This window comes from Arsenophonus sp. PmNCSU2021_1 (assembly GCF_036919435.1).
Lineage (GTDB): Bacteria > Pseudomonadota > Gammaproteobacteria > Enterobacterales > Enterobacteriaceae > Arsenophonus > Arsenophonus nilaparvatae.
On the sequence record NZ_JAZHPL010000011.1, the window covers coordinates 577,491 to 594,135 of the forward strand.

General features: G+C 34.6%; 13 protein-coding genes, 3 tRNA genes and 3 pseudogenes. 11 read left to right on the forward strand and 8 right to left on the reverse strand.

The genetic code is table 11. From position 1 onward, the window contains the following. The first annotated feature begins 235 nt into the window (after positions 1-235). From agp to V3224_RS29205, 3 genes are all read left to right on the forward strand, one after another. Positions 236-1,465 carry a bifunctional glucose-1-phosphatase/inositol phosphatase gene (gene agp / locus V3224_RS29195; RefSeq protein ID WP_334473820.1) on the forward strand — a complete coding sequence of 410 codons (1,230 nt, stop codon included), beginning with the start codon at positions 236-238 and terminating at the stop codon, positions 1,463-1,465. A 657-nt stretch (positions 1,466-2,122) separates the two neighbouring features. After that, positions 2,123-2,578 carry a DUF3757 domain-containing protein gene (locus V3224_RS29200; protein ID WP_334473821.1) on the forward strand — a complete coding sequence of 152 codons (456 nt, stop codon included), beginning with the start codon at positions 2,123-2,125 and terminating at the stop codon, positions 2,576-2,578. A gap of 484 nt (positions 2,579-3,062) precedes the next feature. Then, on the forward strand, positions 3,063-3,467 hold the full coding sequence (locus tag V3224_RS29205; RefSeq protein ID WP_334473823.1) for a hypothetical protein: 405 nt from the start codon (positions 3,063-3,065) through the stop codon (positions 3,465-3,467). Positions 3,468-3,641: 174 nt separating this feature from the next. On the opposite strand, the gene msrA is transcribed toward V3224_RS29205, so the two are convergent. The 8 genes from msrA to V3224_RS29245 form a co-directional block, all read right to left on the reverse strand. After that, positions 3,642-4,181, reverse strand: a complete 540-nt coding sequence (gene msrA / locus V3224_RS29210) for a peptide-methionine (S)-S-oxide reductase MsrA (protein WP_334473825.1) — start codon at positions 4,179-4,181, stop codon at positions 3,642-3,644. A gap of 256 nt (positions 4,182-4,437) precedes the next feature. Beyond that, positions 4,438-5,964, reverse strand: a complete 1,527-nt coding sequence (locus tag V3224_RS29215) for a peptide MFS transporter (protein WP_334473827.1) — start codon at positions 5,962-5,964, stop codon at positions 4,438-4,440. Positions 5,965-6,468: 504 nt separating this feature from the next. Continuing rightward, complete coding sequence (locus tag V3224_RS29220) at positions 6,469-7,413, reverse strand: Kdo(2)-lipid IV(A) acyltransferase (RefSeq protein ID WP_334473829.1); 945 nt, start codon at positions 7,411-7,413, stop codon at positions 6,469-6,471. A gap of 487 nt (positions 7,414-7,900) precedes the next feature. Then, positions 7,901-8,950, reverse strand: coding sequence for a dihydroorotase (gene pyrC / locus V3224_RS29225; protein WP_334473830.1), 1,050 nt, complete (start codon positions 8,948-8,950; stop codon positions 7,901-7,903). Between the two features lie 167 nt (positions 8,951-9,117). Beyond that, a tRNA-Asn gene (locus V3224_RS29230) sits at positions 9,118-9,193 on the reverse strand. Between the two features lie 215 nt (positions 9,194-9,408). Then, a tRNA-Asn gene (locus tag V3224_RS29235) sits at positions 9,409-9,484 on the reverse strand. A 291-nt stretch (positions 9,485-9,775) separates the two neighbouring features. Beyond that, positions 9,776-9,848 (reverse strand) — tRNA-Ser (locus tag V3224_RS29240). 141 nt (positions 9,849-9,989) lie between these two features. Then, a complete protein-coding gene (locus V3224_RS29245) occupies positions 9,990-10,475 on the reverse strand; it encodes a YlaC family protein (RefSeq protein WP_334473832.1) in 486 nt (161 codons plus the stop codon). A gap of 475 nt (positions 10,476-10,950) precedes the next feature. Between V3224_RS29245 and cspE the strand changes: the two genes are divergently transcribed. The 8 genes and pseudogenes from cspE to V3224_RS29290 all read left to right on the forward strand — a co-directional run bounded on the left by cspE (position 10,951) and on the right by V3224_RS29290 (position 16,581). Beyond that, entirely contained in the window at positions 10,951-11,163 is a 213-nt protein-coding gene (gene cspE, locus V3224_RS29250) for a transcription antiterminator/RNA stability regulator CspE (protein ID WP_026823671.1), read from the forward strand. Between the two features lie 154 nt (positions 11,164-11,317). Beyond that, positions 11,318-11,467, forward strand: a complete 150-nt coding sequence (locus V3224_RS29255; protein WP_334473838.1) for a hypothetical protein — start codon at positions 11,318-11,320, stop codon at positions 11,465-11,467. 797 nt (positions 11,468-12,264) lie between these two features. After that, a pseudogene (locus V3224_RS29260) lies at positions 12,265-12,840 on the forward strand (transposase); the annotation flags it as partial. 16 nt (positions 12,841-12,856) lie between these two features. Further along, positions 12,857-13,830, forward strand: a pseudogene (locus tag V3224_RS29270) (IS701 family transposase). A 238-nt stretch (positions 13,831-14,068) separates the two neighbouring features. Then, the gene (locus V3224_RS29275) at positions 14,069-14,713 is read left to right on the forward strand and encodes a flagellar basal body L-ring protein FlgH (protein WP_334473931.1); all 645 of its coding nucleotides are present in this window, start codon (positions 14,069-14,071) and stop codon (positions 14,711-14,713) included. 61 nt (positions 14,714-14,774) lie between these two features. Beyond that, a pseudogene (locus tag V3224_RS29280) lies at positions 14,775-15,548 on the forward strand (flagellar basal body P-ring protein FlgI); the annotation flags it as partial. A 179-nt stretch (positions 15,549-15,727) separates the two neighbouring features. Beyond that, on the forward strand, positions 15,728-16,045 hold the full coding sequence (locus tag V3224_RS29285; protein ID WP_442891172.1) for a flagellar basal body P-ring protein FlgI: 318 nt from the start codon (positions 15,728-15,730) through the stop codon (positions 16,043-16,045). Further along, positions 16,045-16,581, forward strand: coding sequence for a rod-binding protein (locus V3224_RS29290; protein ID WP_334473844.1), 537 nt, complete (start codon positions 16,045-16,047; stop codon positions 16,579-16,581). The genes V3224_RS29285 and V3224_RS29290 overlap by 1 nt, the downstream gene beginning before the upstream one ends. The last annotated feature ends 64 nt before the right edge of the window (positions 16,582-16,645 follow it).

Below are 16,645 nucleotides of genomic sequence, written 5' to 3' on the forward strand. Positions count from 1 at the left end.
CGATATTAAATAAATATTAATTATGTTAATGATTATGTTGTTTGTAATATAAGCAAAATTTATTACCAAATACCATCTTATTTTTATGTAATTGAAGTGGAAATTAATAAATATTCTTAAAAACAAGCAAGGTCAAAATTTTATGGTAAATGAAATTTATTTTTAATTGACTCCATCTAAATAAAGTTTTATTAATAAAATAAATTATAATGAACTTTAAAGGAGCGTTGAAAAGATGAAAAAAAGATTAATGATATGGCTTCTTTTAGCTTTAATATCGCCAGTTAGTTATTCGTTAGAAAAATTTCAAGATTATGAATTAACTCAGGTATTAATTTTAAGTAGGCATAATTTAAGAGCACCAATAATATATGAGGATATATTAGCCCGCGCAACGAATAAACTTTGGCCTATTTGGCATACTAAAGATGGAAATCTTACCAATAAAGGCCGTCAATTAGAGATTTATATGGGAAACTACTTTGGGTCTTGGTTTGATAGAGTAGGGCTTTTGCGGCCAGATCAATGTCCAGACTCAAATAATGTTTATATTTATGCGAACAATCTACAGCGCACTATTGCCACAGCACAATCTTTTATTACTGGTGCTTTTCCTGATTGTTCGATTAAAGCTTTTTATCGAACAGATATGGCTAAAGGAAAATTGGATCCTATTTTTGACGTAGTTATTACTGACAACAGTGCAGAATTTAAACAGCAAGCCATAACCGCTATGACAGAAAAATTAGTACATTTAGATTTAGCAGAAGCTTATAAACAAATTTCCACTATTTTGGATTTTAAAAATTCAACACTATGTAAAAAAGACAAATTGTGTGAGCTGGTTAGTACCCCCAATAAGATGATTATTAGTGCCGATAAACAGCCACTTGTATTTGGACCGTTAGGATTAGCAACATCCGCTGTAGACGTTTTTGATCTGCAGTATTACCAAGGATTTGCTACAAAAGACGTTGCTTGGGGAACAATTAATACACCAGAGCAATGGAAAACACTTAATGAAATTAAAAATGGCTATCATGCAGTTGCATTTACAACTAAGATTGTTGTTAAAAATATAGCTAAGCCTTTATTAAACTATATAAATTCGCATTTTGTTGAACAAAATAAGAATGAAAAATCAAAATTACTGATTATGTTTGGTCATGATGCAAATATTGCATCAGTCATGTCTGCTCTGGATTTTGCCCCTTATCAGTTGCCTGAACAATATGAAAACACACCCATTGGTGGCAAATTAGTGTTTCAGCGCTGGCATAATAAGAAAACTAATAAAGATTATCTAAAAGTTGAATATATTTATCAGTCAGTAAATCAATTGCGAGATGGGACGCCATTGACATTAAATAGCCCACCAAAACAGGTTACTTTATCGCTTGAGAATTGCCCAATTGATGAAAGTGGTTTATGTAATTGGGACGACTTTGAAAAGAGCATACAATAAGCATTAAGATGATAAAGTTAATGTTTGATTTAGTAAAATGAAGGCAGCGTGGTTAACGCTGCTTTTCTTAATATTCACCACGAAAGAAAATATTTTGCTAGTCATTTTTGTAAAATGCGTTTTTTCTTCCATTTTAACAAATTATAAAGTCTATTCCTTGATTATTAATACTTATTGTAATTTAATGATAATATTAATTTATTTTTACTTTAATATCGATATTTAGCCAAATATCCTCAATTTTTTTATTTACTACTATTCAGTTTTGATGTTAAGTATAATCTTCAACAATCAATAATTAAGTAGTCAAACCTCATTCCTCCTTACAACATATTTTTCTGGATTTATACGATTTAAAGCATTAGCAAGCGATTAGCATAAAAAATAGTATTATTTTACCAGGTAATATATACATTAAAAAATTGAAACTGATATAAATAACTATTTTATTAACCAAATAGTGAATAAAATAATTTAATAACACTAAATTATTTTAATATCACAGAAAATTTTGTAAAGCAGTTGTTACTGTAAATTAATCAAATCATATCTTAGTTAATATAATCTTGTATTAATGTATTTCTGGTATACAAATCATGATCTGCTTAAATATATAAATAGTAATTTGTACAAATATATAAATAAGGAGCATTTGGCATGAAAAAAATAGTAACCCTGATAATAACAGTATCATTAATTAGTTTTTCTCTAACATCTCAGACCACTGAAAATTGTCCGGCATTAAATAAAATTGCAGGTGCTAGCGATGTTTTCCGCGCAGATGGAATAAATGGAGAGTGGTGTGGAGTGTTGCAAGGCATTATTACAGAAAAAGCAGCGCTACAATCTTTTGAAATGGCACTTGCAATACAGGAAAGTCAGACGGCTCCTAGCAAGTTTCAGCATTGTACCTATTTAGTTGGTGATGATAAAACCCTAGATATGAAGTTTGTTTTAAAGAATAAAAATGAAAATGAAAGAGAGTTTACCATCCAAACTGTAGGTAACCTATGGAAAAAAGAAGATGGGCCTTTTGGACTTATTTATGATGCCTGTGAAAAAATTGCGCCAGAGAATTGTATATTTACAGTTGATCATTTAAATATCCTTTAAAGACACGAGTTTCGCACAGGCATATAAAGTTCTAGAAATGGCTTAAAAGCAATGGTTAATCTGCAAGTTACTAAAACACATAAATTTTATTAAATTACAATAATTTGTATTTAATTTATAAGGTTTTGTCTATTTATATATCATGCTGAATTAAACTTAAAAATAGCGCGTTTTTTTATTGGTGCGAAACTCGTGAAAGAATAATTTTTTGGTTCTGTCACAGTAAGATTGCTTCAATTTGTTCAAAGCAACAGATAGCAGTTTTATGGTAAACAGCTATTGATTTTATTGGGTATCTGTTTTATTAGGAAGGAACCTTTATTTTTAATTTAGTCGAAAGAGCCAATACTGTTTAAAAAAAGAAGCTAATTAATAAAGGCTAAATGTTCTATTAAGCGGATTTTGGTTTTAGCCTAATATGAAATAGTATAAATTTTACGCTTCCATATATTTATTAATAATTAATTTCTATTAGGTAAAGGGTATGAATAATTTCGGTATTGGTAATAAACATGGTTATATTCGATTATCAAGTGACAGTTCTATGAATGCCACAGTTAGTGATATTGGCCACACTAACGTATTATCGGATCAATTGGCTAGTGTAAAAAATAGTGCCGCTGCTAACTATCAACCAGATAATCCTCACATGGAAAATTATGGGCGTAGTACTCGGGATAATGGTAAGGATACAATGAGAATGGCAATAACTAAGCTTTATAAAGTGGTTTCTAATTCTGATAAAATAAATATTGATAAAAAAGATTTAAATAAACTAATTGATAAAATGAATCATAATGACGTTAATTATTATGATATAAAAAAACAAGTCACAACTTTAGGCGAATTAAAAGTCTTGCATCGCAGTATAAGTAACAAACATAGCTGAATCGTGAAATTATCACTTAGAATATAAAAGATAATAATTAGTAGGCGATAGTGATTAAATAGCAGTTATTTTAATAAGCGTTTATAAAAGATTAACAATTGCCGATATTAAAATGGCAGCAAAAATCCCCATTACCATGCTAATTATTTCTTTTGTTAAAAGTTCACTGTTTGCTTACGATGGTGAGCGGCAATTGTTAGCAAAAAGTGAGCGTAGCTTTTGTAATTTGGCAGGGATTATAGCTAAACAATAACTGTTCTGTTGACCTTCATTCTGCCAAAAATTTTGATGATATTTTTCTGCTGGATACCATTTTTTAAAAGGCTCTAAGGTAGTTACTATCGGTGCTGCATAGGTTTGTTGGGCCTTGTTTATCGCTATTTCGGCGGCTTGTTTTTGTTGCGTAGAGGTGAAGAAAATAGCGGAACGATATTGGCTACCAATATCATTGCCTTGCCGGTTTAACTGAGTTGGATCATGGGTAGCGAAGTGGATAGCTAGCAACTCATTATAGTTTACTTGTTGTGGATCAAAAGCGATGCGAATAGCTTCTGCATGTCCTGTATTACCGGAGCAAACTTGTTCATAAGTGGGGTTTTCTACAGTTCCACCGGTATATCCGCTTTCTACCGATTTTACACCAATTACCTGTTCAAATATCGCTTCCGTACACCAAAAACATCCACCACTAATTACTGCATATTCAATAGTCATAGTGATTGCCTTGTAAGCTGGTCAATAGAGTTAGAATCAATTAATACGATTTATCAAAAAAGATGATAGCTATTTTTGTCATATCAAATGAGTCGTCTGAGCCTAGTTTATTACTGTAATATAGTTTTAGGTTGATAGCTATTCTAAGTGGCTAGTTATAGTTTTGATGCTGAAAATAGCCAACATTTTGATTTTTATTCGTTATTAATAGCTCCCCTTAATTTTTTGATTGAGGGGAAGAAATTCATTATTTAGCCTAAATTGTTTGTTGATCGGCGTTTTGTAGCATTTTTCTGATAGGAATAATTAAGATTGCCAATACCGCAGCGCAAATTATTAGGGCAATAGAAACGTGGGAAAATAGTGTCGGCATAGACTGTAACTGTTCTTTATTGATATTTCCGCCCATAATTCCTGCAACCAGATTACCTAACGCGCTAGCACAGAACCAAAGCCCCATGACTTGTCCGCGCATTTTTTTAGGCGCCAGTAATGTCATCGTTGCTAGTCCAATTGGACTTAAACATAATTCACCTAAGGTTAATAATAATATACTGCTGATTAACCAAATAGGTGAAACATTGACATTATGCATGATAACTATGTTTGCGGCTAGCATCATAACGGCAAACCCAGCAGCAGCAAATAAGATACCTATGACAAATTTTGTGGTACTAGTCGGGTTTATATTGCGCTTAGCCATTGTTGGCCATAGCCAACTGAATAGCGGGGCAAGAGTGATTATGAAAAGAGCATTAATTGATTGAAACCAAATAGTTGGAATTTCAAAGCCATTATTAAGATGGCGATCAGTATAGTCACGAGCAAAAATATTAAATGAGGTCGGTTTTTGCTCAAAAGCTGACCAGAAAAATGTCGCTGAAATAAGTAGGATGAGGCAGACTAATAAGCGCATCCGCTCATTTTGATTTAATCCTGCCAGGAAAAACATATAAATAAAATAGAGGCTAACAAAGGCGGCAATGATATAAGCAAAACTTTTGGCCACAATGGTAGCATTAAATGGCACGATATCGGTCGCAATAAATATCACGATAGCGGCCAATAATACCATTACAAATGTGATCCATTTACCAATGTTTTTACGCTTGACGGTTGGGTGCTCCCAACTAGCATCAATACCTGTTTCTTTACTATAGAGACGCATTTGGGGGACGGCATAAAATCGGAAGATAAGTAGAGCAACCAGCATCCCAATTCCACCAAGGCCAAAGCCGATATGCCAACCATATTTTTCATAAAGTGGTCCAATAATTAACGGTGCAATAAATGAGCCCATGTTAATTCCCATATAGAACAGTGAAAATCCTCCATCACGGCGGGTATCATCTTTTTTATACAGAGTGCCAACTATAACAGTAACACAGGTTTTAAATAAACCCGTTCCAAGTACAATAAATAATAATCCGATAAAAAATAGGCTATTACCCCAAATTGCAGAAAACGCGATGGAGAGATGGCCTAATGCAATAATTAGTGATCCATACCAAACTGCTTTACGCTGCCCAAGCCAGTTATCAGCTAACCATCCGCCAGGGAGTGAGGTAATATAAACTCCACCGGCAAAAATACCAACAATAGCTGATGCTTGCTCGATTGTTAATCCCATTCCTCCTTGCAATAAGGTTGTACTCATAAAGAGGATCAACAGTGGCCGCACGCCGTAAAATGAAAAACGTTCCCACATCTCAGTTAAGAAGAGAGAGCTTAGAGGATAGGGATGACCAAAGAAGGTTTTAGTTTTTGTTACTGTGCGTTGCATCTAAATATTCCCCATCAATACTCTACCAGTGAAATTATAAAAGTAAAAAATATTAGCCTTAAGTTATAAAATATTATCTTTTTCAGTTCAAATATTGCTGTTAATCCAATATCGTGCAATATTATTTTCTGTTTAATTATTAGAAAACTATATTTACTTTTATTTAAACCATTTTTTATAAAAAAGTCGACAAAAATATTATTTTTCCTATCTTAGATAGATTAAAAACAGAAAATATAGTTAATATAAATTTTTAAATTTAATTATTATTAAATTTAAAAATCATGTAAATCAATAAGATAAATGTTCATTTTCTGATTGTTATTATATTGTTTATAATAAATTTAATTTGAAGTAAAAAAAATGATAAAGCCATCATTTAATCACATATTAGGGTGATATTTTAGCATTTAATCAATAGTTAATTTAATGATAGTGGATTAGCAAAAAATTGTCTGGATAAGCCTAGTGACTGGTCAGATAACACAGTCACTGGTAGCTTTATTAATCGTGTATGTTATCAAGCTCACCATAAAGCGATGGCATATCTTTGGGTCTAGTTTTAAATCGACGATGTAGCCACATATATTGCTCGGGCGCTTGCATAATCTGTTTCTCAATCAATTTATTCATAAAAGCTGCAGTAGAAATTTCATCCTGCTGTGGCAAGTGGGTTATTGCCGGTTGGATAAGCAATTCATAACCTTTTGCGTTAGCTAATCGCCTGGGGGTAAAAGGTATTATGGCTGGATCGGCAAGTTTTGCCAGAATATGGGTACCAATAGTGGTAGCGGTATGTTTGACAGCGAAAAAAGGCACAAAAACACTTTTTCTTGGGCCATAATCGTGATCTGGCGCATACCACAAAATTTCTCCGTGCTTTAGGCTGCGTATCATGCCCTTTATATCTTTGCGATCAAGCATAAATTTATTAGAGCGCAACCGTCCTCGGGTTTGCAACCAATCCATTACTGGATTGTCGTTTGGACGATAAACACCAATACCAGGATTTAAGATACCAAAGATACGAGCGCCTAATTCGAGCGTTAGAAAATGAATTCCCACTACGATGATCCCTTGCCCTGTCTGCTGAGTTTTTTCAATATTATTCTGCCCTTTAATCGTAAACCAGTGTTGTGTTCGTTTATCAGACCAGAACCAGGCCATACCTGTCTCAAATAATCCCATACCTACCGACTCAAAATTTTTATCGATCATTTGCTGACGTTGCTGAGCACTCATAGCCGGAAAGCAGAGTTCTAAATTACGCTCTGCAATTTGTAGGCGTTTTTTTAGAAAATATTTGGCTAACCGTCCAAGGCGAGTTCCTAGCCAATAGATAACAGGATAAGGCAGTAAAACCAGTAAATAAAGGAGCCCAATTCCTAACCATGTTAGCCAATATTGGGGATGTAAATATGAAATTTTAAAAGGAGTTACTTTTATCATCTGCGTTTTGTTTAGTCAGTATTAATATTATCTATTGTGACACTTTTTTAGCAAAGCTAAAACTATAATTGTATATTTAACCGCCATTCACTACTTAACATTGGTTTGCTTCAAGAGGGGGTTACTATACGTTTTTCCGTTGATGAGGATGATATGCTGCAATTTAATATGGTCTTTCTTTTTAGCAGTTGGTATAACTTATTAAAGATCATATATTGAAGTAACGCTTTTCAGAAAGCATATTCATTATCTTTCTGGATTTTTATTAGTTTTATTGTTTATTTTATAGAATTTTTTTGCTAAACAGATTAACTAATGTATGATCTTATATTGATTATAAATAATATATTGTTAATAAAATAAACCTCGATAATAGTGTTATTTTTAATGAAATAGCTGTTTTTTAAGCACAAATCATATGATAAAGGATGGCTGTGGTTGATAAATTAATAATCAACCATTGCCATGGTAACTTTATAGTAGAGAATTATAGTACATTGATTTCCCAATTAGCATCTTCATTTGCTAAAAAAGGAATTAAATGATTTTCACCTTGGGAAATTTTGTCAGGGATAATTACTTTTTTACGTTTAAGTTCAATAAACCCTTCATTAACAGGTAAGCCATAAAATTTAGCGCCGTTTAATGAACAAAACGCTTCAAAGTTTTCCATCGCATTCATTTCATCAAAAACGGTAGCATAAGCTGCAAGGGCCGTAGGTGCATTAAAAACACCGGCACAACCACAGGCAGACTCTTTTCTATTTTGTGTATGGGGTGCAGTATCTGTGCCAAGGAAAAAGCGTTGACAACCTGTTGTTATTGCTTCACGTAATGCTTTTTGATGGATGTTGCGCTTTAGAACAGGTAGACAATATAAATGAGGTTTGATGCCACCAACTAACATATGATTTCTGTTAAACATTAAATGTTGTGGTGTGATGGTCGCAGCCAGCTTTTCATTACCAGCCAGTACATATTGAACGGCTTCTTTAGTGGTAATGTGTTCAAACACAATTTTTAGGCTGGGGAAAGCTTTTCTAATAGGCTCCATCGTTTGATCAATAAAATAGGCTTCGCGATCAAAAATATCAATATCACTGTTTGTGACTTCACCGTGAACTAATAGTGGCATACCTATTTTTTCCATTTTGGCAAAAACGGGATAAATATTGGCTATCTTTGATACCCCATATTTAGAGTTAGTCGTTGCGTTGGCTGGGTAAAGTTTACAGGCAGTAAATATCCCCTGATTGAAGCCTTCTTCTACTATTTGGGCGTCAGTGGAATCGGTTAGGTAGCAGGTCATTAATGGTGTAAATGAATGTTCTGCAGGGGTCGCGTTAAGGATCCTTTCTCGATAAGATTTTGCTTGATCAATATCAGTAATTGGTGGTACCAAGTTTGGCATAACAATAGCTCGACCAAAAAATCGGCTAGTATAAGGCACAACAAGTTTTAATATATCATCATCTCTAAAATGAACATGCCAGTCGCCTGGGCGGCGAATTTTAATAGTTGTCGTGATTTGGGTCATTAAATTGACTCCATCTTAAAAGTAGATAATGAAAAAGATGAGTTGTGAGTATGTTAACTAGAGATGATAAAGTGAAAAAAGCAAAATAGCTATATTAAATAGCAGATTAACCTGTATCAAACTAATAAGTTATAAAAGTAATAACAAAAGTATAAGCTAAGATTGTTTGGCTCCTCCAACTGGACTCGAACCAGTGACATACGGATTAACAGTCCGCCGTTCTACCGACTGAACTATGGAGGAATAACATTAGATGAGCACTGAATGTTATCGATAGAAAGTCAATTTGTCAAAGACCGAAAGGAGTTATATTAATCAGCAGTGCTGAGTTTTGAATATAACAATATGTTGGCTAGCGAGAGGTTGAGTTCTAGTAAGGATAACGGTTGATTTTTAATCTATCTAATTTGCTTATGAAAGCAAAAAACCTGCCAGTTAGGCAGGTTTTCTTAAGAACCTGGCTCCTCCAACTGGGCTCGAACCAGTGACATACGGATTAACAGTCCGCCGTTCTACCAACTGAACTATGGAGGAATTGGCTGTGCGCTTCACAACGAGCGGAATAATAGCGGGGCTTATCTTAGTTGTAAAGTGTAAAAATGAAAATAATCACTGTTTGGTCATAAGGTAATCAAGAACCAAGATTTTAGATTTAAAAATCCGAGTCTTATGTTGTAGAAGTTTAAAAAATTGACCAAATTGAGAGGTGTATTTTGTATTAGCTAAAAGAATTGGATGAAAAACAAGTAAATTTTGGCGGCGTATAATTATGGTATGTTAACTAAAAAGTAAAGGCACGCAAGGTTGCGGGCTTTAAGTATTTTGCTCCTCCAACTGGACTAGAACCAGTGACATACGGATTAGCGGCCCGCCGTTCTACCGACTGAACTATGGAGGAATTAAGCAAGCTAAAAAAGCTGGCTTCATACTAACGATGTCCTGCTCCACTGTCAATGTTAAAAATATAATATCTTTACTGTTTGTTTATACTGTAATCACATTGTATCAAAAATAAACTATTTATCTGATATTATATGAATTATGAGCGATTTTTTATTGAATTAGGCGGGTATGCAAGTAGACATATATCATAAAATGTTATTTTGTTTTTTTGCTTGATAAGACGTTTTAACTCTGTTTTGATTGCATTGTTGATAGTTGGCTCAGCAAGTATTTTATTAATCGCAGCATCTGATACTTTTTCAGTAACAAACCATTCACCATTGTAACATACACGTAAATCCAGTATCCCAATATCCTTAAAGCGGTATGTTGGTTTGATATCAAACAGTAATGCAGCGGCGAGCAAAAGAAAAAAAAGTGTAAAACCGATTGTCCAGTACAAACCAAAGTACGAGGTATGATAGATTAGAATCGCTGTTAGCAAGTAAGTCATGACCATTCCTATACATAGGTATGGATGGGCAGTAATAAACTGCCAATTTAGATAAGGCCTATTATTACGGTTTTGCTGTTTATTTATTTGGCAGAGATTTTCATTCAGGATTACTTTTATCATATCCATGATATTTACCTTAATTGATTAGATTTATAGATGAATCTAAACCCTGAGACTAGTATATTAAATTGCTTGAGTTATGGACATATCTTTTTTTCTTTTATTTTAAACAAAATTTCTATTGATTAGGAATCGTCCCAAACAGAAAAAAAATTTATATTTATGGATTTATTTAGATCATTTTGATTTTTTTATTAATTTATTGGGTTAACGAAGAATATTCTTGAAAAAATTCGATTTTTTTCTTAAACAAAAGCATAAAACTATTGATATTATTAACTACTCGTGCGTTAATGGGAGGAAGCCTAATAAACAGATCTATTTTATTTACGACATTTAAGTTAATGTGTTATGAGTAGCGTTATCCTTGATAGCCTTTCGACCGTTTATTGCTGAGTGCTTCCATGAATTAAATAGTGATGTAGGCTTTTGTATACCTGCCGAAAGCGGCAATGTTTATTAGTTATATAGGAAAAGGCACATGTCTGACAAAATGAAGGGTCAAGTGAAGTGGTTTAACGAATCTAAAGGCTTTGGTTTCATCACTCCTTCTGATGGTAGCAAAGATGTATTCGTTCACTTCTCTGCCATTCAAGGAAATGGATTCAAAACCCTGGCTGAAGGGCAAAATGTAGAATTTACTATTGAAGATGGTTCGAAAGGCCCAGCTGCAGCGAATGTAACTGCTCTTTAAGATTAATTAAATAAATGGATTTCTTGAAGCCTGTCGTGCAAGCGGCAGGCTTCTTTATTATTTTGTAGTAAAATTTTTTGGTACAACATTCAATTTTTTGGCATAACCGATGAAAATCAATGATAGCGTTTTAGTAAAGACTGATGGCTAGCAGATGCGAGAAGGTATTATTCGATTAATAGAGCCTTTTAATGAGGGAGTAATGTATTTAATTGAGTTGCCTGAATATCCTACTGGTATTTGGTTTTTTAATGAGAATACGGCAGTTGCAGGTATTTATGTGATACCAAAAGAGAGTGACTAAATATAAATTAACATCTTCCTAACCTAGTGAATTATTATTTCTGCACTGAATATCTTTGCCATAGGTAAAGTGTTTTTAAAGCTGATTAAATTGATAATTGTTTTAATAAATAATTTATAACTAAATATGCTTTATAAGCCTATAAGACCAGGTATTATTTACTAAAAAATTATTATTTTTATATTATATTTTTAAAAATATTTCTTTTATTATTTGTATTATATATTCTAAATTTTAAATAAAAATATCTCTATTAAGAATATCTTTATTTTATAAAACATTTTTATATCAAGAATAATATATTTTTTATCGTAAAATAAGTAATTTTTTATATGAAAATATTTTCAATGTTATTTTTGGCCTAAAAATTTATTAAATCAGATTTTTTACTTAGATAACATATTGAATTGTATAAATTATTTTTAAATTCATTATGAGTCACTGATGTTCATAAGTAAGATAATTATTATTCATTCTCAACGTAAATAAAATTTACAAAAAATAGTTTACAATGATAAATGTCGTATTTATGTTTTTTTCATTTGTATTTGTATTTGTATTTGTATTTGTATTTGTATTTGTCACGAGTTTCGCACCAATAAAAAAACGCTCTATTTTTAAGTTTAATTCAGCATAATATATAAATAGAAAAAATCTCATAAATTAAAAATAACTTATTGTAATTTAAGTAAATTTATACGTCTTAGCAAGTTACAGATTAATTATTGCACGAGTTTCGCAATCTCCAAAAAAGAAGTATAAATTTAAAAACAAGAAAAAATCAGGGTGTTCATATTTTGTCGGGTTATCCATGTATTAAAGATATCTATAAAACATTCTTACAAGTAAGCAGTTTAAGATACTCTGGTTTAGCGTTATCAGAAGTAAGCCCATCGCCTTTATCTTATGACACTGTTAGCCGATGGCTAAAAAGTAGATGTTTTAGACCTAAAGACCTATGGCGATTAGTTGAACCTTCTATAGACAAAAAAAGCCCTTGCGTATTAATTGCCGATGATACATTGATTGCCAAAACACGTAGTAAAAAAATAGTGATGGTCCATTATCAATATTCAGGTAATGAACATGATGTTATTGCTGGCATAGGTTTAGTTAATTTGTTTTGGCATGATCTGACGAAGGTTGAATCAATTCCTATCAATTATCGTATTTATGATAAAGATTCTGATGGAAAAACAAAAAACACGCACTTTTCCGAAATGCTCACTCTTGCTAAAAAAAGAGGGATCATGCCAGAAGCCGTAGTGATGGATGCTTGGTATTCTAGCCTGGATAACCTGAAATCAATTCGCTCTCATGCACGAGTTTCGCAATCTCCAAAAAAGAAGTATAAATTTAAAAACAAGAAAAAATCAGGGTGTTCATATTTTGTCGGGTTATCCATGTATTAAAGATATCTATAAAACATTCTTACAAGTAAGCAGTTTAAGATACTCTGGTTTAGCGTTATCAGAAGTAAGCCCATCGCCTTTATCTCATGACACTGTTAGCCGATGGCTAAAAAGTAGATGTTTTAGACCTAAAGACCTATGGCGATTAGTTGAACCTTCTATAGACAAAAAAAGCCCTTGCGTACTAATTGCCGATGATACATTGATTGCCAAAACACGTAGTAAAAAATAGTGATGGTCCATTATCAATATTCAGGTAATGAACATGATGTTATTGCTGGCATAGGTTTAGTTAATTTGCTTTGGCATGATCTGACGAAGGTTGAATCAATTCCTATCAATTATCTTATTTATGATGAAGATTCTGATGGAAAAACAAAAAACACGCACTTTTCCGAAATGCTCACTCTTGCTAAAAAAAGAGGGATCATGCCAGAAGCCGTAGTGATGGATGCTTGGTATTCTAGCCTGGATAACCTGAAATCAATTCGCTCTCATGGTTGGATCTGGGTAACCACGCTGAGGAAAAATAGGATTGTTAACCATAACAAACAACTGAACAAGTTAGACATCTCAGAAGAAGGAACGTCAATACACTTGCGAGGATATGGTTGGGTAACCGTTTTCAAATTTACAGCCAAAAACGGCCGTATTGATTACATAGTAACAAACAAAGAGAATCCCACCCGTCAATACCTCAAATCTATCATGGATGCCCGTTGGTCTGTTGAAGTTTATCATCGAGAAGTTAAACAAAACTGTGGTATTGAACGCTGTCAGGCTCACACGAGCCGAGCGCAAAGAAATCATATTTTTCTCGCTATTTCTGCGTGGTTTGAACAACATAAACGTCGTATATCTGAAAAAATAACCCTTTATCAACAAAATTGGGACGTAATCAAAAGTGCTATTACTGAGCAAATCCGTGTTTTATTAGCGTACCCAAATTAGTTTTGTGCGAAACTCGTGTATTGTTCTGAAGCCATTTCTAGAATTTTATATGCCCGTGCGAAACTCGTGTTTAATTCATCCTGCCATCACTCTAGCAATAGACTGTGATGGTTGATCATAAAGAGTTTTTAACATGAATAAAAAGAGCATGGCCAATTTGCTACCGCTTATTTTTACCGCAACTCGCAAGACAGGAAATAGCCGATGGTGGTTGGCGGTTATTGGCTCGGCATTGGTAATGTCAGGGTGTGCGTACGTACCGAAAAAGCCATTGGTTGCAGGCCCAACAACGGTTGAGCCTGCAGCGATGCCAGGTGCCAAAGTAACCGGTTCGATTTATCAAGCTAGTCAACCGGTTAATTATGCCTATCAACCGTTATTTGAAGATCGGCGTCCCCGCCATGTTGGTGATACATTGACTATCATCTTACAAGAAAATGTCAGTGCCAGTAAAAATTCTTCTGCTAATGCCAGTCGTAAAGGGAAAAGTGGTTTTTCTGCTGGCGCTACACCGAAGGTGTTAAATAAATTAGTCGGCGTTGATAAATTACAGTTTGATATGGAAGGCGAAAATGAGTTTAGCGGCAAAGGTGGCGCCAATGCCAATAATACCTTCAAAGGAACCATAACCGTGACCGTCACTAAATTATTGGCTAACGGTAATTTGCAGGTTGTCGGTGAAAAACAGATCGCTATTAATCAGGGCACAGAATATATCCGTTTCTCGGGCGTGGTCAATCCAAGAACCATTAGTGGTAGCAATAGCGTCAATTCAACCCAGGTTGCTGATGCTCGTATTGAATATGTCGGTGATGGTTATATTAACGAAGCGCAAAATATGGGCTGGTTACAGCGAATATTGTTAAATATTTCGCCATTCTAAACAGAGGGAGCTTATGGTTGATTCATTATTAGCTAAGTTACTATTTTGGTTACCATTGCCAATGTTATTGTTATGTTCGAGCATGGTATCAGCAGAACGTATTCGTGATCTAACCAGTATTGAAGGCGTGCGGGAAAATGCGTTGATCGGCTACGGTTTAGTAGTCGGCCTGGATGGAACGGGGGATCAAACTATGCAAACCCCGTTTACTACCCAAAGTATGAATAATATGCTGTCTCAATTGGGGATCACGGTGCCAGCGGGTACCAACATGCAGTTGAAAAATGTGGCGGCGGTGATGATCACCGCCAAATTACCGCCTTTTGGCCGTGCTGGACAAACCATTGATGTGGTGGTTTCTTCATTGGGTAATGCTAAGAGTTTGCGCGGCGGTACTCTTTTGATGACCCCGTTAAAAGGCGCCGATAATCAGGTGTATGCCGTTGCCCAAGGTAACATCATTGTGGGTGGCGCCGGCGCCAGTCCCGGGGGCAGTAGTGTCAAGGTTAACCAATTAGCGGGTGGACGCATTAGTGGGGGAGCGGTAATCGAACGTGAACTGGCCAGCCAATTTGGTAAAACCAACATCCTTAATTTACAGTTGAATGAAGAAAATTTTTCACTGGCGCAGACGATTTCTGATGCAGTTAATCGTATCAAAGGTTTTGGTACTGCAACGCTATTGGATGCCCGGACAGTTCAACTCAGATTACCAGCTATACAGAGTGAACAAGTACGTTTTTTAGCGCAAATTCAGAATTTATCTATAAAATCAGTACCGATTGATGCCAAAATTATTTTAAATGCGCGTACCGGTTCGGTGGTGATGAATCGTACACGAGTTTCGCACCAATAAAAAAACGCTCTATTTTTAAGTTTAATTCAGCATAATATGTAAATAGATAAAACCTTATAAATTAAACATAACTTATTGTAAATTAAGTGAATTTATGCATTTCAGTAACTTGCAGATTAATCATTACTTTTAAGCCATTTCTAGAATTTTATAGGCCTGTGCGAAACTCGTGTCGTAGTGTGATGTTAGATAATTGTGCCATTTCTCAAGGTGGGCTTTCGATTACGGTGGATAGACAAATTAACGTCAGTCAGCCTGACACCCTTTTTGCCGGTGGTAAGACGGTAGTGACCCGTAACACCGATATCGCCCTGAATGAAAAAAATGATGGGCTACATAAAGTGAATGCCAGTGCCAATTTAAATGAAGTGATCCGCGCGTTAAATGTACTAGGTGCTACACCAATGGATCTCATGTCAATTTTGCAGGCGATGGAAAGTGCGGGATGTTTGCGCGCTAAGTTGGAGATCATTTAATGCAAGATCTTGCAACACTGGCGGGAGCAGCCTACGACGCCAGATCATTGAATGCCTTGAAGAGTCAAGTTAGCCAGCAGCCTCAACAGGGGCTGCGTCAGGTCGCTGAGCAATTAGAAAGTGTTTTTGTCCAGATGATGCTAAAAAGCATGCGGGCGGCTTTACCACAAGAAGGTTTGTTCAGTAACCAACAAAGTCATCTTTATACCTCCCTTTATGATCAGCAATTAGCCCAAGATCTGTCGCACAAAAGCTTAGGTTTTGCTGATATTATGGTTGAACAGTTAACTCGTCAGCATAGTGAACCGCAAGATGTTCAGTCTGCGCCGTCACTTAACCACCATCTACCGGAACAGATAGTTAGTACATTTCGCCGTTTTTTACCGGAAGAAGCAACGGGAGCCTTAAAATATCTATCAGAAAACAGTGCCGATTTCCTGGCTAAGTTGTTTATACCAGCCAGAATAGCCAGTGAAAATAGTGGTATTCCACATTTACACGAGTTTCGCACCAATAAAAAAACGCTCTATTTTTAAGTTTAATTCAGCATAATATATAAATAGAAAAAATCTCATAAATTAAAAATAACTTATTGTAATT